The organism is Streptococcus caprae (assembly GCF_042649745.1).
GTDB classification, from domain to species: domain Bacteria; phylum Bacillota; class Bacilli; order Lactobacillales; family Streptococcaceae; genus Streptococcus; species Streptococcus caprae.
Genome location: NZ_JBHRZV010000014.1, coordinates 14,198 through 35,107, shown reverse-complemented (window position 1 = coordinate 35,107; position 20,910 = coordinate 14,198). Strand labels below are relative to the sequence as shown.

The following is a 20,910-nucleotide window of genomic DNA, read 5'->3' as shown; positions in this document are numbered from 1 at the left end:
AGGGAGTTTGATGTCAGATTATTTATCTGTGTCGCATTTGACCAAGTATTTGAAATTAAAATTTGATCGTGACCCTTATCTGGAGCGGGTTTATTTGACGGGTCAGGTATCGAATTTCCGCAAGCGACCGACCCATCAGTATTTCTCTCTCAAGGATGACAAGGCTGTTATTCAGGCGACCATGTGGGCTGGGATTTTCAAAGCTCTTCCTTTTGATCTAGAAGAGGGGATGAAAATCAATGTCATAGGGCGAATTCAGCTCTATGAACCTAGTGGGACCTATTCCATTATCATAGAAAAAGCTGAGCCAGATGGCATCGGAGCCTTAGCCCTTCAGTTTGAGCAGCTTAAGAAAAAGTTGGCTGAGGCTGGTTATTTTGACCAACGTCACAAACAGTCCCTCCCTCAATTTGCCAAGAAAATTGGGGTTTTGACCAGTCCAAGCGGGGCGGTCATCAGAGATATTATTACGACGGTTTCTAGGCGCTTTCCTGGTGTGGAGATTTTACTTTTTCCCACTAAAGTTCAGGGAGCCGGAGCGGCTGAAGATGTGGTTCGCAACCTGGCTCTAGCCAACCAGCGGGACGATTTAGACCTGCTTATCGTTGGTCGGGGAGGTGGTTCTATTGAGGACCTTTGGGCCTTCAATGAAGAAATCGTGGTACAGGCCATTTTCGAGTCACGCTTACCGGTTATTTCGAGCGTTGGGCATGAGACTGACACGACCTTGGCGGATTTTGTGGCCGATAGCAGAGCAGCGACGCCAACCGCTGCAGCAGAGTTAGCGACTCCCGTCACCAAGGCTGACCTTCTAAATTTCTTACAGGATAGACAGTTGCGGTTTTATCAAGCTCTTATGAGACTGGTAAATTTAAGGCGGGAGCGATTGGATAAAATTACTCAATCAGTAATCTTTAGACAGCCAGCTAGGCTCTATGATGCCTATGTGCAAAGTCTAGACAGGCTGACCATGAATATACGACACCAGATGGAGCAACGTCTGAGCAAGGCTCAATCTGATGTGACCCGATTACATGCCAGTCTTCAAGCACAGGATATGGCAGGCCAGATTCAGCGTTTTCAAGACCAGGTTGCTGCCTTGGAACGTCTCTTGCTTAGCCAGACCAAGACAGCTTTTGAGCGTCAGCAGACCCGCTTTGACCGAGCCCAAGACGCCCTGCTCTCTCTGGATACCTCACGCATCATATCGCGAGGCTATGCCATGGTCCAAAAAGACAGCAAAATTATTCAATCCGTTAAGGATGTGACAGTAGGCGAGGAAGTAACTGTTCTGATGCAGGATGGTCAGCTCCTTGTGGAGGTAAAGGATGCCAAGTAAAAAACAAACATTTGAAGAAAATTTGCAGCAGTTAGAGGCTATTGTGGCCAAGTTGGAGAATGGGGATGTGGCACTTGAAGATGCTATCCAGGAATTCCAAAAGGGTATGGCCCTATCAAAAGACCTGCAGAAGACCTTGAACGACGCAGAGAAAACGATTGTCAAGGTTATGCAGGCAGACGGAACAGAAGGTGAGTTCGCAGAGTGAGTGACAAGATTGAACGTTTAAATCAGGCCATTCGTCGATTTTATGAGCAAAAGGAGCTTTCTACGGACTTGGTTGAGAGCATCCTCTACTCAGTCGATGCTGGTGGCAAGCGAATTCGTCCTCTTATCATGCTGGAGGTTCTGGAGGGGTTTGGCCACCGCTTAACGGACCGTGACTATGATGCGGCGGCTAGTGTAGAAATGATTCATACAGGCAGCCTTATTCATGATGACCTGCCAGCCATGGACAACGATGATTATCGCCGTGGTCGCCTGACTAACCACAAGCAATTTGACGAAGCGACAGCTATTTTGGCTGGTGATAGTCTCTTTTTGGATCCTTTTGGGCTCATAGCAGAGACAGATTACCCTGCTGAAGTCAAGGTTGGCTTAATCCGTGAATTGTCTTACGGGTCTGGGACCTTCGGTATGGTCGGTGGACAGATGTTGGATATCAAGGGTGAGGGCCGTCAGGTGGATTTGACAGAATTAGCCCAAATCCATGCCCATAAGACGGGCAAACTCTTGGCCTTTCCCTTTGTCGCAGCTGGTATAGTCCTCCAGTTATCAGATGAGGCTGTGGCTCGCTTGCGTGAAGCAGGAGAGGCAGTTGGATTGGCCTTTCAGGTTCGAGATGATATCTTAGATGTGACAGCCTCCTTTGAGGAACTGGGTAAAACACCTCAGAAGGATCTTCTAGCGGAGAAATCGACCTATCCGAGCTTGCTAGGTTTGGAGCAGTCTTATGCTGTTCTTGACAAAGCACTAGATCAAGCCTCTGCTATTTTTAAGGACTTTGAAGAGACCAATTCCTTCCAGGGAGAGAAGGTCTATGACATGATAGAAAGGTTGCGACTCAATGCCTAAGGAACGTGTCGATGTCCTGGCCTATCAGCAGGGACTTTTTGAAACGCGCGAGCAGGCCAAGCGTGGCGTCATGGCTGGCTTGGTTGTTAACACAATCAATGGCCAGCGTTATGACAAGCCTGGTGAGAAAATTGATGATGCTACCGAACTCAAACTCAAGGGTGAAAAACTCAAGTATGTTAGTCGCGGAGGACTCAAACTTGAAAAGGCTCTTCAGGTCTTTGGAATTTCTGTTGATGACCAGACGACGATTGATATCGGGGCTTCAACAGGTGGCTTTACGGATGTTATGTTGCAAAATGGTGCTCAACTTGTCTACGCGGTTGATGTCGGGACGAATCAGTTGGCCTGGAAGCTCCGCCAAGATGAGCGAGTTAGAAGTATGGAGCAATATAATTTCCGCTATGCTGAGCCAGCTGATTTTGAAGAGGGAGAGCCCAGCTTTGCCTCTATCGATGTGAGTTTTATCTCACTGAGTCTGATTTTGCCAGCCCTTCATAAGATTTTAGCCGAGGATGGCCGAGTGGTCGCCCTGATTAAGCCACAGTTTGAAGCTGGTCGGGAGCAGATTGGTAAGAATGGGATTATCAAAGACCCAACTGTCCATGTAGCAGTCCTTGAAAAAGTGACCAGATTTGCTATGGAGGCAGGCTTTAGCCTCTTAGATCTTGATTTTTCTCCCATCCAAGGTGGCCATGGGAATATTGAATTTATTGCCCATCTTCAAAAATCTGACAATCCTCAAAATCAAGTAGAGACCAGTCTGGTCGAACTTGTAGAACAAACACATAAGGAATTTAAAGCAAATGAGAAAGCGTGAACGTTTAGAACTTATAAAAAAGCTGATTTTAGAGCACAAAATTTCCACTCAGCAAGAACTCTTAGATATCTTGGAGAATGCAGGTCAGACCTTAACTCAGGCGACGATTTCTCGTGATATGAATGAGATTGGTATTATCAAAATTCCAGGCCCAGATGGATCGTACATCTATGGCCTCTCTAAGGATAAATTACGTCAAGAAGGACACCGTATCGACGAAACTCCGTCTATTTTAGCAGTATCACCTCTAGTTGATGGCCTGGAAAAAATGATCCATGTTGATGTTGTGCCTGGTACTAGTCGCCTTATCAAGCGTCAACTTTTGACAAAATATAAGGAGATGATTTTCTCCTTGATTGCAGATGATGATAGCCTTCTTTTAGTGGCTAAGACTGATTTTTATCAGCAAGTTATTCGACAAAAATTAGAATCGATGGTTGTTAGTGACGAACAATAGAGGTGAGTAATGCTCTTAGAAATTTCGATTAAGAATTTTGCCATTATCGAGGAAATTCGTCTTAATTTTGAAAATGGGATGACGGTTTTAACTGGTGAGACAGGGGCCGGGAAGTCCATCATCATCGATGCGATGAACATGATGCTGGGGAGTCGGGCTTCAACTGATGTCATCCGACATGGTCAGACCAAGGCTGAGATTGAAGGATTCTTTTCTGTTCAGGAAAATCCGGCCTTAACGCAAATCCTAGAAGAAAATGGCCTGGAAATTGGCGATGAATTGATTATTCGTCGGGAGATTTTTCAAAATGGGCGATCTGTTAGCCGTGTCAATGGTCAGATGGTGAACCTGTCAACCCTGCGTGCTATTAGTCATTTTCTAGTAGACATCCATGGTCAACATGACCAGGAAGAACTGATGAGACCCCAGATGCATATTCGGATGCTGGATGCCTTCGGGGAAGCTTATTTTGTTGATCTCAAGAAGCACTATCAGGCTACCTTTGATGCCTATAAAAAGCTCCGCCATCAAGTCTTAACCAAGCAGAAAAATGAACAGGAACATAAGGCCCGTATTGAAATGCTTGAGTACCAGATGGCAGAGATTGAGGCGGCTGGTCTCAAGGTTGACGAGGACATTCAGCTCCAAAAAGAGCGTGATAAGCTTATGAACCACAAGCAGATTGCCGACACCTTGACCAATGCCTATGTCATGCTGGATAATGAGGATAATTCTAGCCTCAACAACATCCGATCAGCCATGAATGACATGCTGACCCTGGAAGATTATGACCAGGATTACAAGGCGATTTCTAGTAACCTCACCGATGCCTACTATAGCCTAGAGGAGGTCAGTCGCAAGCTTGGTGATTTGTTGGATAATCTGGACTTTGACCTAGGATATCTCCAGTCCATTGAGTCTCGTTTAGATGTGCTCAATAGCATTACGAGGAAATATGGCGGAGCGGTCAACGATGTCATTGACTACTATGATAACATCAGTAAGGAGTATCAACTGCTAACTGGTAACAGTCTTTCTTCTGACGAGCTGGAACGGGAACTCAAAAAATTGGAGCATGATCTTGTTGAACAGGCAGGTCAACTCAGTGAGCACCGCCATGCCATTGCTTCGCAGCTGGAGGCTGAAATCAAGCAAGAGCTTCAAGACCTCTACATGGAAAAGGCAAATTTTCAGGTTCATTTTACCAAGGCTAAGTTCAGCCGTGAGGGCAATGAAGCGGTCGAGTTCTACATTTCAACCAATCCAGGCGAGGACTTCAAACCCCTAACCAAGGTTGCCTCTGGTGGGGAATTATCCCGACTCATGTTGGCTATCAAGTCGGCCTTCTCAAGACGTGAAGACAAGACCTCCATCGTCTTTGATGAGGTAGATACGGGAGTGTCAGGCCGTGTAGCTCAAGCCATTGCCCAGAAAATTCATAAGATTGGCTCGCATGGACAGGTTCTGGCCATTTCGCATCTGCCCCAGGTCATTGCTATTGCCGATTACCAATTTTTCATTGAGAAAATCTCGGACGACCATTCAACAGTTTCGACTGTCCGTCTCTTGACGACAGAGGAGCGAGTTGAGGAAGTTGCTAAGATGTTGGCAGCAAGTGAAGTGACCGAAGCTGCTCGCGTCCAAGCGCGAGAACTGCTTCAGCAACACACATCTTAACCACAGTTTATACAGAACCAGCAGTTCTCTTTAATCAGAGAACTGCTTTGCTATTTTCACAATATTTTCAATGTTTCTAACAGAATGAGCTTGTAAAATATGCTATAATAAGGATAATCATTTTAGAGAGAAAACAAGGGTTAGATAGATATGATTAAAATTGTTACAGATTCTTCGATTACGATTGAACCGAGCTTAGTGGAAGAATATGGCATCACAGTTATTCCTTTATCTGTTATGGTCGATGGTGTCGTATATTCTGACAATGATTTGAAAAGTCCTGGGTATTTTCTCAGTCTTATGAAGCAGAGCAAAACTTTGCCGAAGACGAGCCAACCACCAATTGGACTCTTTGCAGAAGCCTTTGAAAAATTGGTCGCTGAAGGGGCGGACCATATCGTGTCCATTCACCTTACACCGACTTTATCTGGTACGATTGAAGCAGCGCGACAGGGAGCCCAATTGGCGAATGCACCTGTGACTATTTTGGATTCTACCTTCACAGACCAGGCCCTTAAATTCCAAGTTGTCGAGGCAGCCAAGGTGGCTCAAACTGGTGGGAGTCTTGAGGATGTCTTGGCCCGTGTTGAAGAAGTGAAGGAGAAAACAGAGCTTTATATCGGGGTATCAACATTAGAAAACTTGGTTAAAGGTGGTCGAATTAGTCGAGTAACAGGCGTTTTGAGCAGTCTTCTGAATGTACGTGTCATGATGCAATTGATTGACGGTCAATTAGAGACACTTTCTAAAGGTCGTGGAAATAAAACTTTTACAAAATGGGCTGAATCCTATATTTATTCTGGCATCAAAGGCAGAGAAATTGCTGAAATTAGTATTTCTTATTCAGGTGGAACGGAGCTAGCTTTGCAACTCAAATCCTTGCTTCAACCCTATGTTTCATCTGATATTGCCGTTTTAGAGACTGGTTCTATTATTCAAACCCACACAGGAGAGGACGCTTTTGCTGTCATGGTTCGCTATGCTTAGACGAGCCTTTCCCCTTGGATTCGTGATCTGCCTATTTTTGGCTAGTCTCTTATTTTTTAATCGTTTGGTTCCCATAGCAGAGCCGGTCTTGACCAAGAGTGATTTTGAAACTCAGGCAAGGCCTACGTTAACTTATGTAGCTATTGGTGACTCTTTGACGGAAGGAGTTGGAGACAGTACCATGCAAGGTGGATTTGTTCCTATCCTATCTCAAAAGATAACCAGTCAGTATGGTCAAAATGTAGACTTTTATAATTATGGAAAAGCGGGTAATACCAGTAAGCAGATTCTAAAACGGATGAGGGAGAATCCAGAGATTAAAAAAAATCTTGCTCAGGCAGATTTTATGACCTTGACTGTTGGTGGTAATAATGTCATGTCAGTTGTTCGGAAGAATTTAGATAAGTTGAGCCTGTCTTCATTTACCCAACCTGTGCAAGTGTATCAGCAACAATTGAGGCAGATTCTTGGCTTGGCAAGGCGTGATAACAAGGACTTGCCTATTTACATCGTTGGGATATACAACCCCTTTTATCTTAGTTTTAATGAACTTACCGAAATGCAGACTGTGATTGATGACTGGAATAAGGCGACGCAGGCCGTTGTGAGTGAGTATAACGGAGTCTATTTTGTACCCGTAAATGATCTCCTTTACAAAGGATTGGATGGAAAACAGGGATTGGAAGTATCTGAAGATGATTCACCAACAGATTCAGAAACAACCTCAGAGAGTGAGCCGTCCTTCTTCGATGCTATTTTTGGTAGTGAAGAAGAGACAGATACAGATAAACAATCCACTACAGCCTCTAACGAATCGCTTAATAATCTTTTATCAGATGATCATTTCCATCCCAATAATACAGGTTATCTGATTATGACAAATGCAATTATGGAGAAAATACTTGAAACAAAAGAGGAATGGAAAACGGATTAATGCTTGGAAATGGCTCTTTTTCGTTTTTGTGATAGCAGAGTTGGCACTAGCAATCATTGTTTTCCAGAGAATCACTACTATTCGTGAAGTCAACCTGAAAGAGACAGTAGCTAAACTCTCTTCAACTGACGATATTAGAGTCGGAACAGTATCGACCAATAGGGAACAACTCAATCAGACTGTCGCGTCCTTTCTTGAGGAGTATCAGACGAAGAGCATGACCTATGAGGTTTATGCGACAATGAGCACAATTGTTTTTGAAGGGACCTATAATCTGCTAGGTTATGATGTCCCACTTTATGTTTATTTTGAACCATATCAGCTTGAAGACGGCTCTGTTCAACTTAAAATTACTTCTATATCCGCCGGAGCATTACCGCTTCCGGAAGCTGATGTTCTCAAGTTTATCGCTAAAAGTTATGATTTACCTGAAATTGTTGAAGTTCAACCTAAACAATCCTCAATAGTAATTCATTTGGAAAATCTTGAAAATACCAGTGGAATCTATCTTAAGGCAACATCGATAGATCTTGTCAATGATGCAATTTCATTTGATATTTACAAGAAAAAGCCGTCAAAATAGCGTTTTATACTTGACCGATATAGAAAAATTAGATATGATATAAACTGTTAGAGCGAAAGCTCATAAATTATTTGGAGGATTTGTTAACATGGCTAACAAACAAGATTTGATCGCAAAAGTAGCAGAAGCTACTCAACTTACTAAAAAAGATTCTGCAGCAGCGGTTGAAGCTGTTTTTACAGCTGTATCTGATTACCTTGCGGCTGGTGAAAAAGTTCAATTGATCGGCTTTGGTAACTTTGAAGTTCGTGAACGTGCAGCTCGTAAAGGTCGCAACCCACAAACTGGTAAAGAAATCGAAATCGCAGCTTCTAAAGTTCCAGCCTTCAAAGCTGGTAAAGCTCTTAAAGACGCTGTAAAATAATAGCGACTTAAAAAGCCCGTCATATCAAGGTTTAAGCCTTGTGTGACGGGTCTTTTTTTATGTTTTGGGGCAAAAAAGGGGATAGGGAGAACAGACTAGAACTGGTCGTTTTTGTTTTTAATCATATGTAAATTACTAGATTTAATCTCCTCATTTCAAGGTTTTGACTTTGTGATGGAGTTTGTTTAAATGTTTAATCAAGAAGAGAATTTGGAGTTGAAATCTAATGTATTTTTATGTCGTAGCAGAATTCTGACAGGACTATAAGGGAGATGATATAATAAGTTTAAGGTCACTCATGACATTGAGCCGAAGTTAAAAAATAAGCTCTGCCATGTTATTGAAGTGACTCAAACAGAACAAAGGAGTTTTTATATGTTAACTTACGACATGATTGTTATTGGCTTTGGTAAGGCTGGTAAAACCTTAGCTGCCAAGCAAGCTGCTGCAGGCAAGAAGGTTGCCCTTATTGAGAAGAGCAAGGCTATGTACGGTGGGACTTGTATCAACATCGCTTGTATCCCAACCAAAACCATGTTAGTTGCAGCTGAAAAAGGTCTCAGTTTCGACCAAGTTATGGCTGAAAAAACAGCTGTTGTGACCCGCCTGAATGCTAAGAACTACGCAACCGTTTCTGCTGCTGTAGATGTCATCGATGCGACAGCTCGTTTCCTTGAGGACAAGGTTATCGAAATCACAGCTGGTGACGAAGTTCAAACTCTGACAGCTGAGACCATCATTATCAACACTGGTGCTGTGTCTGTTGTGCCACCAATTGAAGGTCTGACAACAACTGATCATGTCTATGATTCAACTGGTATTCAAAATCTGGAAGAGCGCCCAGCGCGTCTGGGAATTATCGGAGCTGGAAATATCGGACTTGAGTTTGCTGGTTTGTTCAATCGCCTTGGCAGTCAAGTAACCGTTTTTGATGGTGTTGAGCAGATTTTGGGTCGTTTTGAGTCAGAGATTGCAGAGATGGCACGTGGTTACATGGAAGAAGATGGTATCGTCTTTGAATTGCCAAGCCGTGTTCAAAAAGTAGCCAACCAAGGCGCAGAAGTTGTCATCACAACTGACCGCGGTGAGTTTAGCTTTGATGCGGTCCTCTATGCAACTGGCCGCAAACCAGCTATCGAAGGACTCAACCTGGAGGCGACTGGTATCGAGTTGACTGAGCGTGGTGCTATCAAAGTCGATGATTTCTGTCAGACGACTGTTGCCGGTGTCTTTGCGGTGGGAGATGTCAATGGTGGTCCTCAGTTCACCTACGTGTCCTTGGATGACTTCCGTATCGTTAATGGCTATCTCAATGGCAAAGCAGACTACAGCCTAGCTAAACGCTCTGCTATTCCTACAAGCACCTTTATCAATCCACCGCTGGCTCAGGTTGGATTAACAGAGAAAGAAGCCACAGAGAAAGGCCTGGACTACTTAGCTAAGACACTTCCTGTTGCTGCTATGCCTCGTGGCCATGTCAATGCTGACCTCCGTGGTGCTTATAAGGTCATTGTTGACAAGGAAAGCAAGCAAATTCTTGGCGCAACCTTCTTTGGTGCAGAAGCCCATGAACTTATTAACATGGTTAAAATGGCCATGGATAATAAAATTCCAGCGACCTACTTCCAAAATCAAATTTTTACTCACCCAACTATGGTCGAGAACTTCAACGATTTGTTTGCCTTTTAAAAAGAATATCTGAGGCAAATTTCAACTTTTTTCAGGAAAAATATGATATGATTTAATCAAAGATATTATACCTAAAAGGGTTCGAAAGGAGGTCCACATGGGTCATCATCATGAACATCATCGCAGTAGCGATGCTTTTGATTATGTGATTAGTCACTTGAAAGCTAAGCATATTCGTATTACGGAAACCCGTAAGGCTGTCATCCAGTACATGATTGCGAGTTTTGAGCATCCGAGTGCTGAGCAGATTTATAAGGACCTCAAACCAACTTATCCTAACATAAGCCTGGCAACGGTATACAATAACCTAAAGGTTTTGATTGAAGAAGGCTTTGTAACCGAGCTCAAGGTTAGTCAGGATAATACCTCTTATTTTGACTTTATGGGGCATGATCATCTCAATGTTGTCTGTGAACAGTGTGGCAAAATCACTGACATCGACCATCATGATATTGAAGATATCTCTAAGGTTGCGGCAGAAGAGACTGGCTATGAAATTACCAGTGCTCAACTCATGCTTTATGGCATTTGCCCTGAATGTCAAGCGAATAAATAACAAGAGCAGTTCAACTGAACTGCTCTTTGCTTGCAAAGCTCCTTATAAAATCCTATAATAAGGGCAGAAAGGACAGCCTATGACCCCTTTGAAATTATTTGTTATCTTTTTGGCCATTTTTTCAATCATCAAATTAATTGCCATTGTCATTACCATAAAGCGAATCAAGCCAATAGAAATGTCCGAGGCTGAAAAAGAAGCTTTTGACAAAGAATCCGATGAAAAATTTTTTGGTAAGGAATAAGGTTTCCTAGAAGAATGTAAAACCGAGATTAGACTTTTAATCTCGGTTTTTGTATTTCTTTGTTAATCGATATAGTTGAGCTTTCCACGAAAGTCTTCTAGCGTTTCGTAGCCCTTTTCAGCCATAATAGCTTGGAGTTCAGCTGTTACACGTTCAAAGATAGCAGGGCCTTCTTGTTGAAGGGCTGTTCCAATTTGGACCATGCTAGCACCGCAGAGGATGTGCTCAAAGGCATCACGGCCAGTACGTACACCACCAGTTCCGATGATTTGGATGGATGGCTTGAGGCGTTGATAGAAGGCGTGGACGTTAGCAAGGGCTGTTGGTTTGACATAGTCTCCACCAAGACCTCCAAAACCTTGTTTGGGTTTGATGACAACAGATTCATCATCGATGACTAAGCCATTACCGATAGAGTTGATGCAGTTGACAAAGACGAGTGGGAATTGGTTAAAGACCTCAGCTGCCTGATCAAAATGCACAATATCAAAATACGGTGGCAGTTTAACTCCGAGTGGCTTGGTATAGTAGGTAAAGACTTCCGTTAAAATTTCAGTTGTCATCTCGAAATCATAGGCAATCTGAGGTTTGCCTGGAACGTTTGGACAGGAGAGATTGAGTTCAACTAGGCCTTCATAGTCAGAGGCTTGGACAGTTTTAAGGATGGTGTGGGTTTCATCTGGTGACAGACCGACCAAGGAGAGAATATGGTGTTTTGAACCAGGTTGATTCTGCAACTCAGTTACATACTCTAAATAGTATTGGAAACCTTGGTTGGGAAGTCCCATGGAATTGATGGAACCCAAATCCGTATCGACATAGCGAGGTTCAGGGTTGCCGGCGCGTGCTGCCAAGGTACCAGTCTTTGTCACGAATGAACCAGCAGCAGAAGCGTCTACCTCAGCAAGTTCTTCTCGAGTCATACAGTAGACCCCAGCCGCATTCATGAGGCAGTTGTCAAAGTGAAAATCTCCAATTTGAGTTGCAGTTGAAACCATATCATCCTCCAAAAGATAAATTTTCACCAGTTTATCATGGAAAGTCAGGATTTTCAAGTGAAACAACGAGGAGATAAAAAATAAGGTTCGGATTTGCGAGTGATATTCTTCCAAAATCAAAAGGATACATCGTTAGGTTTCCTTGCCTAACTCTCTGAAGTCTACGTTAATCTGTCTTGTCTATTGAGATTTTGAGTGAGTAAGATATCTTAGCTCTGCTATTTTTGAAAGGATAAGCTTGAAAAAAACTGAAAATATTTCATAATCTTGAGAATTTTTGCGCTTATAGTAGATTTTTTCACAAGATTTTTGTAAAATAGGAGAGTAAGGCGCAAAGCCTAAAATAAAGGAGAAACACAATGGTAAAATTGGTTTTTGCTCGCCACGGTGAGTCAGAATGGAACAAAGCCAACCTTTTCACTGGTTGGGCTGACGTTGATTTGTCAGAAAAAGGAACACAACAAGCGATCGACGCTGGTGCTTTGATCAAAGAAGCTGGTATCGAATTTGACTTGGCTTACACATCTGTTCTTAAACGTGCCATCAAAACAACAAACCTTGCCCTTGAAGCAGCTGATCAACTCTGGGTGCCAGTTGAAAAATCCTGGCGTTTGAACGAGCGTCACTACGGTGGCCTCACTGGTCTTAACAAGGCAGAAGCAGCAGCTGAATTTGGTGATGAGCAAGTGCACATCTGGCGTCGTTCATACGACACATTGCCGCCAGAAATGGCAAAAGACCACGAGCATTCAGCACACACTGACCGTCGCTATGCTCACTTGGATGACTCTGTGATTCCAGATGCTGAAAACTTGAAAGTAACGCTTGAGCGTGCCCTTCCTTTCTGGGAAGACAAGATTGCGCCAGCTTTGAAAGACGGCAAAAACGTCTTCGTTGGTGCACACGGGAACTCTATCCGTGCGCTTGTAAAACACATCAAACAATTGTCTGACGACGAAATCATGGACGTGGAAATTCCAAACTTCCCACCACTTGTGTTCGAATTGGACGAAAAACTTAACATCGTGAAAGAATACTACCTCGGTGGTGAATAATTCTTTCTAAACGAAAAGATAAAAATTCTACCAAATTTCTTTTGGTAGGATTTTTTTGATGTTTTTAGAATTCTCAATAAGAGCCATATGTCCTCTGAGTTTAAAGTAGTATCTGAAATAAGACAGTATAGTCTAGTTAGATGTAGGAAGTGATTACGAGTCAGTTAGAGGATTGCCAAATCCTCTTAGAAATGAGTTTATCAGTATTTTTAATTTTCTAATATTATTGGCGTAGAAAGTTCTAGTAATTTTTATCAATTCTAGTCGTGAATTGATGAAAGGAGACATAAAAAATTCTTATTGAAAAAGTTTGCTTAGGCCGAAATTTTGGGTAGAATTATGATAGAATAGAAAATATAAAAAATGACAGAATCGTCCTACCAAACAGTGAGTTTGGAGGCCGTTTATTTTTATTGTGAGTGGTCAAGCGACCAAGTTACCCGTATGAGTAGAAGGAAGTTAAACGTGTTAAAGAAAAAAAGTAAGAGGTACCAAAGGCCATTTAGTAAAATTAGTAATCGTATTACCATTTTATTTTTTGTTGTTGTCTTATTGTTCAGTGTATTAGTTTTGAGATTGGCGCAGATGCAACTCTTTGACAGTGATTTTTATGTCAACAAACTTAAAGAGTCTACGACTTATACGATAAAGTCTGCTAATGAACGAGGACAGATTTATGATGCTCAAGGTGTTGCCCTAGTTGAAAACACATCAAAAGATATCTTAACCTTTACACGCGATAATACGGTAAAAACTGAAATAATCAAGGAAGAGGCTCAGAAACTGGCTACAATTGTTCAGATTTCTGATACAAGTGTAAGTCTCCGTGACCGCAAGGACTACTATTTGGCGGACCAGGCGGTCTATGCAGCTGTTGTTAAAGAGCTTCCAGACGATAAAAAATATGATAAATTTAAAAATAGTCTAACAGAATCGACAATCTATGCTAATGCTGTCAATGCAGTGACTGAAGACCAGGTCAGGTACTCGGATGAGGAGCTTAAGGCTGTTGCCCTATTTACTCAGATGAACGCTGCCTCAGTCTTTACAACGGTTAACCTTCAAACAGATGACTTGACGGAGGAACAAGAGAAAATAATCGGTGAACAGCTTGATCAACTACCTGGGATTGCTATTTCGACAGGTTGGGAGAGGAAGCCGATTACGACGGCCTTATCTTCAATCATTGGTCTTGTATCAACGGAGAAAAGTGGATTACCTCAAGAAGATGCAGAAGAATTGTTAGCTAATGGCTATTCCCTTAATGATCGTGTAGGAACCTCTTACATAGAGAAATACTATGAATCCTATTTACAGGGGAGTCGGACAGTCCGTCAAGTTACTGTCGATAGGAAGGGAGAAGTAATATCTGATGCCATCACTGAGGAAGGGGCAAAAGGGAAAAATATTAAGTTAACGATTGATCTTAAGTTTCAGGAAGGTGTTCAAAATATCCTGAATAGCTATTTTAGTCGTGAATTGGACGAAGGAACAGTCAATTACTCTGAAGGTGTCTATGCTGTGGCTTTAGACCCATCTAGCGGTGCAATTAGAGCTATGGCTGGACTGTCACATGAGACGGGAACAAAAAATCTGACTGAAGATTCTCTTGGCACGATTACGCAAGTCTTTACCCCAGGTTCTGTAGTTAAGGGAGCAACTCTTGCAGCTGGTTGGGAAAATGGTGTGTTGACGGGCAATGAAACCCTCCTAGATCAATCCATCCAATTTGCAGGATCGGCTCCCATAAAATCGTGGTTTACAAGCGGGTCCATGCCAATTACTGCTGCCCAAGCTTTAGAATATTCTTCAAATACCTACATGGTACAGTTAGTGATGCGATTAATGGGACAGCCCTATGAATATGGTATGTACTTATCGGAAGATGGTTATAAGGAAGCCATGGAAAAACTTCGCTCGACATATGCAGAATTTGGTTTGGGAACCAGTACTGGGATTGATTTACCAACTGAATCAAAGGGTTATATTCCTGAAGATTATACAGTTTCTAACGTTTTAACAGAGAGTTTTGGTCAGTTTGATAATTATACTCCAATGCAGCTGGCTCAATATGCTGCGACAATCGCGAATGGTGGGAACCGCCTAGCAGTCCATTTAGCTGAGGGAATCTATGACGCTAATGAATCGGGTGGACTTGGTCAAGAAATTCAAGCAATCAATACAAAAACACTCAATACAGTCGGTATCAGTAGTGAAGATATGGGAATCATCCAACAAGGATTTTACAACGTTGTAAATAGTGGTAGCGGTTATGCAACCGGAAGTACGATTGCACAGAATTCTGCTGTTACAATTGCTGCTAAGACTGGTACGGCTGAAACTTTTGCAACCGATGCCTCAGGGAATAGTGTTACGACTTCTAATGTCAGTGTGGTTGCCTATGATGTTAATGATTCAGGTTCGAAGATTGCAGTTGGTATTATTCTGCCACATACGACTGAGCTTACCTCAACAGTTGCTCACGAAATAACGAGAGATATTATTAATCTTTATTATTCAATGTACATGAATACTGAGCAGTCACAAGAAATCGACGTCGATACAGTTACAGAAGAAGGAGAATAGTAGTGCTTTATCCAACCCCCATAGCAAAGCTGATTGATAGCTATAGTAAATTACCTGGTATTGGGATAAAAACAGCTACACGTCTAGCTTTTTATACCATAGGAATGTCAGATGAGGATGTTAATGACTTTGCCAAGAATCTTTTGGCAGCCAAGCGAGAACTAACCTATTGTTCAACGTGTGGTAACTTGACGGATGAGGATCCTTGTGCTATCTGTCAGGATGAGACTCGAGATAGGACGACTATTTTAGTGGTTGAAGAATCTAAAGATGTTTCTGCAATGGAGAAAATTCAAGAATATCATGGACTCTATCATGTACTCCACGGTCTTATTTCTCCGATGAATGGGGTTGGTCCCGATGATATTAATCTTAAGGATTTGATTAGTCGCCTTATGGATGGTCAGGTGTCTGAGGTCATTATTGCCACCAATGCGACTGCAGATGGTGAAGCAACTTCTATGTATATTTCCCGAGTTCTCAAGCCGGCAGGAATCAAGGTAACACGCTTGGCGCGAGGACTTGCAGTTGGATCAGATATTGAGTATGCCGATGAAGTCACGCTCTTGCGTGCTATTGAAAATCGGACAGAAGTATGAGAATCACAGTAGAAGAGTAGGTCTTAATAGACTTGCTCCTTTTACTACCTTCAGAAAAATCCTTTGAAAAATAGGCCTGACTATGCTATGATAAGTACGATACTAATACCAAGAAATGAGAGAATCCCATGTCCAAACAAACCATTATTCTCCTCTACGGAGGGCGCTCAGCTGAGCGTGAAGTGTCTGTCTTAACTGCTGAAAGTGTGATGCGTGCGGTCAACTACGACCAGTTTGTGGTCAAGACTTACTTCATCACACAAGCAGGTGACTTTATCCAGACCCAGGAATTTACCAGCACTCCTGGCCAAGACGAGAAGCTTATGACCAATAATACGGTGGACGCTTCCCGACAAATCAAGCCAAGCGATATCTACGAAGCGGGCGCGGTTGTCTTTCCGGTCCTTCATGGTCCGATGGGTGAGGATGGCTCTATTCAAGGCTTTCTTGAAACCCTGCGTCTGCCTTATGTGGGGACCAATGTCCTGTCATCCAGTGCAGCCATGGACAAGATTGTGACCAAGCACATCCTCTCATCTGTTGGTGTGCCTCAGGTTGCCTATACGGTCTATGTCGAAGGCGGCGATTTGGAAGCGACCATTGCTGAGACAATGGCAAATTTGACATTCCCAATCTTTGTTAAACCAGCTAACATGGGTTCTTCTGTCGGGATTTCCAAGGCGGAAAATGAAGCCGAGCTCCGCGCGGCCATTGACTTGGCTCTTCAATACGACAGCCGCATCCTGATTGAGCAAGGCGTCGTAGCGCGTGAAATTGAAGTGGGGCTCTTAGGTAATAGCGATGTCAAGACGACAGAGGCAGGAGAAGTGGTCAAAGATGTTGCTTTCTATGACTACCAGGCTAAGTACATCGACAATAAGATTACAATGGCGATTCCAGCGGATATTCCAGCTTCAATCATGGACCAGATGCGCCAGTACGCCGCAACAGCCTTTAAGGCATTGGGTGGCTGTGGTCTTTCTCGCTGTGACTTCTTCTTGACAGAAGATGGCTCCATCTACCTTAACGAGCTCAACACCATGCCAGGCTTTACCCAGTGGTCTATGTATCCTCTGCTATGGGATAATATGGGGCTGGCCTATCCAGACCTAATTGCTGAGTTGGTCCGTCTGGGCCAAGAGAAGTTCGACGAGCGCGAACGCCATTTGATTTAAGCAATAAGTTAAAATATGGTATACTAGAGTGCAATAGCACTCTTTTTTAGGTCTCAATAGGATAGAAGGAGAAAGAATGCTTGCATTTTCGATCTATATCGCCAAACAACTGGTTTGGTTCGCACTACCAATATTGCTAGTCTTTTTGGCATACAAAAAGGTTATCTAAAAAAGTCACCTGTAGAGTTCTAGTCGTAGGCTTATTTTTATGCGGACTAATTTTTTAAAGCCTAGCTTACTAGTTTTACTCATTATTGGTGGGTTTGTAGCCCTTATTTTCTATGAACTGACAAAGACGGATAGCGCTCTGGGACGAATTTGTATAGGAATTTTAGGTGTCGGCAGTCTCTCCTTCATCTTTTATGCAGTGTTATTAAGATTTAGTTATGAGCGATTACTGACCTATGATGAGATAGAAGTAAGGGGCCAACGCTACACTGTTGTGACAGAACTTTGGTGGCACAGTACTTGCTTCAAAGGAAATCTGTAGAAAATAAATTTTTATACACAGGCAATCAGGTTTTTGTGCCTCAACAACAGAAATTGGGAGACGTGATTGTTGATGATCTCTCGTTTGACAGTGATGGAACGCCGGAATCCAGCTACTACGATTCCGACGAAGAGTACTTTGATGTCGTATGGCAGGGAAAAAAGCTCAACAGTAATTAGCAGGATTGTGGTATAATGGGAGGAGAATTCCTTCCTTTTTTGATGAAACAGATAAAGGCTAAACAGAAACGAGAATAAACATGAAACTTACCTTGCATGAAGTTGCCCATGTGGTTGGGGCGACCAATGATTTGTCGGACGTCGAAGACGTTCCCTTACACCAGATTGAGTTTGACTCACGAAAAATTGGTCCAGGTGACCTCTTCTTGCCCCTAAAGGGAGCGCGTGATGGCCATGACTTCATAGAGACAGCTTTTGCAAATGGTGCAATAGCGACCTTTACAGAAAAAGTTTTAGAAACTGATAAACCCTATCTTTTGGTTGAGGATGCACTCAAGGCCTTTCAGGATTTGGCGGCTTATTACCTGGAACGGACGGGAGTAGATGTCATCGCAGTCACAGGTTCGAACGGTAAGACGACAACCAAGGATATGATTTACGATATCCTGTCAACAACCTACAAGACCTATAAAACTCAGGGTAACTACAATAACGAGATTGGTTTGCCTTATACGGCGCTTCATATGCCGGACGATACGGAAAAGATTGTCCTTGAAATGGGGCAGGATCATCTTGGGGATATCAAACTCCTATCGGAAATTGCCAAGCCTCGGATTGCGGTAGTGACGCTGATTGGGGAAGCTCATTTGGAGTTCTTTGGTAGCCGTGACAAAATCGCTGAAGGTAAGATGCAGATTCTAGATGGGATGGGCGAAGATGGCATTCTGATTGCTCCTGCCGATGTCATTATTGAGCCCTTTATCCCTGAGGATCAGATGGTCATTCGTTTTGGAGACATGGCAGAGCTCCATCTGATTGATTTGGTGGAGGAGAAGGATAGCCTGTCCTTTAAACCTAACTTTATGGATCGGACGATTAGTCTGCCAGTACCTGGCAAGTATAACGCCACGAATGCACTGGTCGCAGCCTACGTTGGCCGACTCTCAGCTGTTGAGGACGAGGGCATCGTTGAAGCCCTGGCTCATCTGAACCTGACCCGCAACCGGACAGAGTGGAAAAAAGCAGCCAACGGAGCTGACATCCTCAGTGACGTCTACAACGCTAATCCAACCGCTATGAGACTGATTCTAGAAACATTTTCAGCCATCCCGAGAAATGCGGGTGGACAGAAAATAGCAGTGCTGGCTGATATGAAGGAACTTGGGGATACCAAGGACCAACTTCACGTAGCTATGATTGATAGTCTAGACCCAGCTGTTTTAGATGCTGTCTATCTCTATGGTCCAGACATCCAACCTCTCTACGAGAAGGCTCTCGAAAAATTCCCATCAGGGAGCGTCAGCTATTTTACCAAGACTGACGAGATGGACCAACTGGATGCCCTGATTATAGCAATAAAAGCCAGCCTGAAGCCTACTGACCAAATCCTGCTCAAGGGCAGTAACTCCATGAATTTGGCCAAGGTTGTGGAAGAGTTGGAGCATATCTAATTTTTGAAGAAATGATAAAAAGCACATAAATTTAAGGTATAAAGCCTTAAGTTTATGTGCTTTTTCTGATTTTATGGACATTAGCTTATCCACTTTAATCGTAAATTCCGATTCCAGTATGATTTAATTCGTTAAAATTATGTTCAAAGATTCGTCCAATTTTAATCAAAGCCTCCGAAGGAATGATTTTATTAGAAGCTTCAATATAGTCTAAAATATTTCTAGCCTTTTCAAGAGCAGCTCTATCATTTTGACGGATGAGGTAGTAAGCTTCCTGCATGGCAATCATAACAGTACCCGTTGCTACAGCGTTTGGTGATGGATAATGACCAGTTTTATCCAAGATTTTCTTAGCTTCATTGAAGTAACCATTGCGACTAAGGTAGTTAGTGATGTGAGCTAAAATAATAAGCGTATTATGATGCTCAGAAGTTGTCATACCAGGTTTGAGACTATCGAGTAAAAAATCTCGAACTTTTTGGATTAAACTTAATGGACAATTTTTAATAGTATCAATGAGTGCACAGAAAGTATCCAGCTCCAGAGTGTTGAAATAGGTTTGCTTATTGAGGTAGGTGATAGCTTGCTCAATATCTTTTTCTAATGCATGTTTATCATTTTTGAGTAGTAAAAATTTTGTCAGAATTTTAGATAAATTTTTGAGTTCACTGTTGTCCTTTAAAAACGGATCAATACTTGTTTCAAGCTCTTTGATTGTCTTGGCTTCACTAAGTGGGTATTTAGAGACCGCTTGGGAGAATAATTTACTATAAAGATCAATAGATTCACCGTCATATTCACTAGCAAAGGTTAGCCAATCGATTCCTATGGAAATCAGTAATCGACTGAAATTCTCCAGACTCATTCCTTTTTGTTCTTTTTCAAATTGACTTAAAAACTGTGGAGAGACGATTGAACCTGCAGCTTCTTTGAGGGAATAGCCTCTCTGTTCACGTAAGGTTTTAAAAGTAGGTCCAAAAGGATGAAGTGATGTCATTGTAAATACTCCTTTTTCTTTTGATAATATTATAGCCTATTTTCTATGCTTTGGTTACAAAAAGTAAAACTATAGTTTCAGAAATCTGTAAAGAGTTATGAAATTAACTACAAAATCACTTTTTTGAAACTATAGTTTTGAAGGCTAATTTATAGGAATAAAATTTTGTTACACTAAAAAAGCCGAACTGATGCTCGGTCTTTCTATTTTTCACCTTGATGGGTACTAAAGGCTAGTTGTCTACTTTCCAGTCTAAGATGCCCTCAAGATGTTCTAGGATAGGATCTTGATCCTCAAGTAATGCTGGCTTAGCATTAAGTCGATGTTTGGGATTATCATCGGATGAGACGGAAAAGAAGCTTAGGTAGTCAATTTCTAGTGCTTGGATAATACGATCAAGTGTATTAACTTGGATATTCGTATTACTTCCTCTCTCAATTCGGCTAAAGGCAGTCAAGTCCATGTCTACTTTCTCAGCTAATTTTTCTTGAGTAATCCCTTTACTTTTTCTGAGTTCTCGTATACGATGAGCAATTTTTTGTCCGAAGTCCATATTGCTTTACCTCCATAGTCTACTTTAAATAATCATAAGGTAATCAAGAACAATAGGGGAGGGTATTATATGTATTTAAATTTAAAAAATATAGATAAAAAAA

Annotated in this window: 22 protein-coding genes; 19 read left to right on the top strand and 3 right to left on the bottom strand. The window is 42.3% G+C overall.

The window, feature by feature from the left end:
* The first annotated feature begins 10 nt into the window (after positions 1-10).
* The 13 genes from xseA (at position 11) to ACFORF_RS02425 (ending at position 10,724) form a co-directional block, all read left to right on the top strand.
* Positions 11-1,339: an exodeoxyribonuclease VII large subunit gene (gene xseA / locus ACFORF_RS02485; RefSeq protein ID WP_380425128.1), complete on the top strand. Its 1,329-nt coding sequence runs from the start codon at positions 11-13 to the stop codon at positions 1,337-1,339.
* Positions 1,329-1,547: an exodeoxyribonuclease VII small subunit gene (locus ACFORF_RS02480; RefSeq protein WP_380425126.1), complete on the top strand. Its 219-nt coding sequence runs from the start codon at positions 1,329-1,331 to the stop codon at positions 1,545-1,547. The genes xseA and ACFORF_RS02480 overlap by 11 nt, the downstream gene beginning before the upstream one ends.
* A complete protein-coding gene (locus ACFORF_RS02475) occupies positions 1,544-2,413 on the top strand; it encodes a polyprenyl synthetase family protein (protein WP_380425125.1) in 870 nt (289 codons plus the stop codon). The genes ACFORF_RS02480 and ACFORF_RS02475 overlap by 4 nt, the downstream gene beginning before the upstream one ends.
* On the top strand, positions 2,406-3,233 hold the full coding sequence (locus ACFORF_RS02470; RefSeq protein ID WP_380425124.1) for a TlyA family RNA methyltransferase: 828 nt from the start codon (positions 2,406-2,408) through the stop codon (positions 3,231-3,233). The genes ACFORF_RS02475 and ACFORF_RS02470 overlap by 8 nt, the downstream gene beginning before the upstream one ends.
* The gene (locus ACFORF_RS02465) at positions 3,220-3,690 is read left to right on the top strand and encodes an arginine repressor (protein WP_380425121.1); all 471 of its coding nucleotides are present in this window, start codon (positions 3,220-3,222) and stop codon (positions 3,688-3,690) included. Before ACFORF_RS02470 ends, ACFORF_RS02465 begins: the two co-directional genes overlap by 14 nt.
* A 9-nt stretch (positions 3,691-3,699) precedes the next feature.
* Positions 3,700-5,367 carry a DNA repair protein RecN gene (gene recN / locus ACFORF_RS02460; protein WP_380425120.1) on the top strand — a complete coding sequence of 556 codons (1,668 nt, stop codon included), beginning with the start codon at positions 3,700-3,702 and terminating at the stop codon, positions 5,365-5,367.
* A gap of 144 nt (positions 5,368-5,511) precedes the next feature.
* Positions 5,512-6,354, top strand: coding sequence for a DegV family protein (locus tag ACFORF_RS02455; protein WP_380425154.1), 843 nt, complete (start codon positions 5,512-5,514; stop codon positions 6,352-6,354).
* On the top strand, positions 6,347-7,288 hold the full coding sequence (locus ACFORF_RS02450) for an SGNH/GDSL hydrolase family protein (RefSeq protein ID WP_380425151.1): 942 nt from the start codon (positions 6,347-6,349) through the stop codon (positions 7,286-7,288). The genes ACFORF_RS02455 and ACFORF_RS02450 overlap by 8 nt, the downstream gene beginning before the upstream one ends.
* The gene (locus tag ACFORF_RS02445) at positions 7,257-7,871 is read left to right on the top strand and encodes a YpmS family protein (protein ID WP_380425117.1); all 615 of its coding nucleotides are present in this window, start codon (positions 7,257-7,259) and stop codon (positions 7,869-7,871) included. The genes ACFORF_RS02450 and ACFORF_RS02445 overlap by 32 nt, the downstream gene beginning before the upstream one ends.
* Positions 7,872-7,959: 88 nt before the next feature.
* Entirely contained in the window at positions 7,960-8,235 is a 276-nt protein-coding gene (locus ACFORF_RS02440) for an HU family DNA-binding protein (RefSeq protein WP_380425116.1), read from the top strand.
* 375 nt (positions 8,236-8,610) lie between these two features.
* Positions 8,611-9,924 (top strand): FAD-containing oxidoreductase, encoded by a 1,314-nt coding sequence (locus tag ACFORF_RS02435; RefSeq protein WP_380425113.1) that lies wholly within the window; start codon positions 8,611-8,613, stop codon positions 9,922-9,924.
* Positions 9,925-10,021: 97 nt separating this feature from the next.
* A complete protein-coding gene (locus tag ACFORF_RS02430) occupies positions 10,022-10,480 on the top strand; it encodes a Fur family transcriptional regulator (protein ID WP_380425110.1) in 459 nt (152 codons plus the stop codon).
* A 79-nt stretch (positions 10,481-10,559) separates the two neighbouring features.
* Complete coding sequence (locus tag ACFORF_RS02425) at positions 10,560-10,724, top strand: hypothetical protein (protein WP_380425108.1); 165 nt, start codon at positions 10,560-10,562, stop codon at positions 10,722-10,724.
* Between the two features lie 62 nt (positions 10,725-10,786).
* Here ACFORF_RS02425 and ACFORF_RS02420 read toward each other — a convergent pair whose 3' ends face one another.
* Positions 10,787-11,722 carry a dihydroorotate oxidase gene (locus ACFORF_RS02420; RefSeq protein WP_380425105.1) on the bottom strand — a complete coding sequence of 312 codons (936 nt, stop codon included), beginning with the start codon at positions 11,720-11,722 and terminating at the stop codon, positions 10,787-10,789.
* Between the two features lie 359 nt (positions 11,723-12,081).
* Here ACFORF_RS02420 and ACFORF_RS02415 point away from each other — a divergent pair, with 359 nt between their 5' ends.
* The 6 genes from ACFORF_RS02415 to ACFORF_RS02390 all read left to right on the top strand — a co-directional run bounded on the left by ACFORF_RS02415 (position 12,082) and on the right by ACFORF_RS02390 (position 19,257).
* Entirely contained in the window at positions 12,082-12,777 is a 696-nt protein-coding gene (locus ACFORF_RS02415) for a phosphoglycerate mutase (protein WP_380425102.1), read from the top strand.
* Between the two features lie 444 nt (positions 12,778-13,221).
* Positions 13,222-15,363, top strand: a complete 2,142-nt coding sequence (gene pbp2b, locus ACFORF_RS02410) for a penicillin-binding protein PBP2B (protein WP_380425149.1) — start codon at positions 13,222-13,224, stop codon at positions 15,361-15,363.
* A 2-nt stretch (positions 15,364-15,365) separates the two neighbouring features.
* The gene (recR, locus tag ACFORF_RS02405) at positions 15,366-15,962 is read left to right on the top strand and encodes a recombination mediator RecR (RefSeq protein WP_380425100.1); all 597 of its coding nucleotides are present in this window, start codon (positions 15,366-15,368) and stop codon (positions 15,960-15,962) included.
* Positions 15,963-16,090: 128 nt separating this feature from the next.
* On the top strand, positions 16,091-17,137 hold the full coding sequence (locus ACFORF_RS02400) for a D-alanine--D-alanine ligase (RefSeq protein ID WP_380425098.1): 1,047 nt from the start codon (positions 16,091-16,093) through the stop codon (positions 17,135-17,137).
* Positions 17,138-17,593: 456 nt separating this feature from the next.
* Positions 17,594-17,806, top strand: a complete 213-nt coding sequence (locus ACFORF_RS02395) for a hypothetical protein (protein ID WP_380425096.1) — start codon at positions 17,594-17,596, stop codon at positions 17,804-17,806.
* 80 nt (positions 17,807-17,886) lie between these two features.
* Entirely contained in the window at positions 17,887-19,257 is a 1,371-nt protein-coding gene (locus tag ACFORF_RS02390) for a UDP-N-acetylmuramoyl-tripeptide--D-alanyl-D-alanine ligase (RefSeq protein ID WP_380425093.1), read from the top strand.
* Positions 19,258-19,351: 94 nt separating this feature from the next.
* Here the strand turns inward: ACFORF_RS02390 and ACFORF_RS02385 are convergent, their stop codons facing one another.
* Together ACFORF_RS02385 and ACFORF_RS02380 are read right to left on the bottom strand one after the other, a co-directional pair.
* Positions 19,352-20,254, bottom strand: a complete 903-nt coding sequence (locus ACFORF_RS02385; RefSeq protein ID WP_380425090.1) for a helix-turn-helix domain-containing protein — start codon at positions 20,252-20,254, stop codon at positions 19,352-19,354.
* 232 nt (positions 20,255-20,486) lie between these two features.
* Positions 20,487-20,807: a helix-turn-helix domain-containing protein gene (locus ACFORF_RS02380; RefSeq protein ID WP_380425087.1), complete on the bottom strand. Its 321-nt coding sequence runs from the start codon at positions 20,805-20,807 to the stop codon at positions 20,487-20,489.
* Between the last annotated feature and the right edge of the window lie 103 nt (positions 20,808-20,910).

Coding starts and splice junctions, on each gene's coding strand:
- ACFORF_RS02425 (WP_380425108.1), top strand. CDS start 10,560: ATGACCCCTTTGAAATTATTTGTTATCTTTTTGGCCATTTTTTCAATC.
- pbp2b (WP_380425149.1), top strand. CDS start 13,222: ATGAGTAGAAGGAAGTTAAACGTGTTAAAGAAAAAAAGTAAGAGGTAC.
- ACFORF_RS02470 (WP_380425124.1), top strand. CDS start 2,406: ATGCCTAAGGAACGTGTCGATGTCCTGGCCTATCAGCAGGGACTTTTT.
- ACFORF_RS02380 (WP_380425087.1), bottom strand. CDS start 20,807: ATGGACTTCGGACAAAAAATTGCTCATCGTATACGAGAACTCAGAAAA.
- ACFORF_RS02385 (WP_380425090.1), bottom strand. CDS start 20,254: ATGACATCACTTCATCCTTTTGGACCTACTTTTAAAACCTTACGTGAA.
- ACFORF_RS02420 (WP_380425105.1), bottom strand. CDS start 11,722: ATGGTTTCAACTGCAACTCAAATTGGAGATTTTCACTTTGACAACTGC.
- ACFORF_RS02450 (WP_380425151.1), top strand. CDS start 6,347: ATGCTTAGACGAGCCTTTCCCCTTGGATTCGTGATCTGCCTATTTTTG.
- recN (WP_380425120.1), top strand. CDS start 3,700: ATGCTCTTAGAAATTTCGATTAAGAATTTTGCCATTATCGAGGAAATT.
- ACFORF_RS02440 (WP_380425116.1), top strand. CDS start 7,960: ATGGCTAACAAACAAGATTTGATCGCAAAAGTAGCAGAAGCTACTCAA.
- ACFORF_RS02480 (WP_380425126.1), top strand. CDS start 1,329: ATGCCAAGTAAAAAACAAACATTTGAAGAAAATTTGCAGCAGTTAGAG.
- ACFORF_RS02390 (WP_380425093.1), top strand. CDS start 17,887: ATGAAACTTACCTTGCATGAAGTTGCCCATGTGGTTGGGGCGACCAAT.
- xseA (WP_380425128.1), top strand. CDS start 11: ATGTCAGATTATTTATCTGTGTCGCATTTGACCAAGTATTTGAAATTA.
- ACFORF_RS02415 (WP_380425102.1), top strand. CDS start 12,082: ATGGTAAAATTGGTTTTTGCTCGCCACGGTGAGTCAGAATGGAACAAA.
- ACFORF_RS02400 (WP_380425098.1), top strand. CDS start 16,091: ATGTCCAAACAAACCATTATTCTCCTCTACGGAGGGCGCTCAGCTGAG.
- ACFORF_RS02435 (WP_380425113.1), top strand. CDS start 8,611: ATGTTAACTTACGACATGATTGTTATTGGCTTTGGTAAGGCTGGTAAA.
- ACFORF_RS02430 (WP_380425110.1), top strand. CDS start 10,022: ATGGGTCATCATCATGAACATCATCGCAGTAGCGATGCTTTTGATTAT.
- ACFORF_RS02465 (WP_380425121.1), top strand. CDS start 3,220: ATGAGAAAGCGTGAACGTTTAGAACTTATAAAAAAGCTGATTTTAGAG.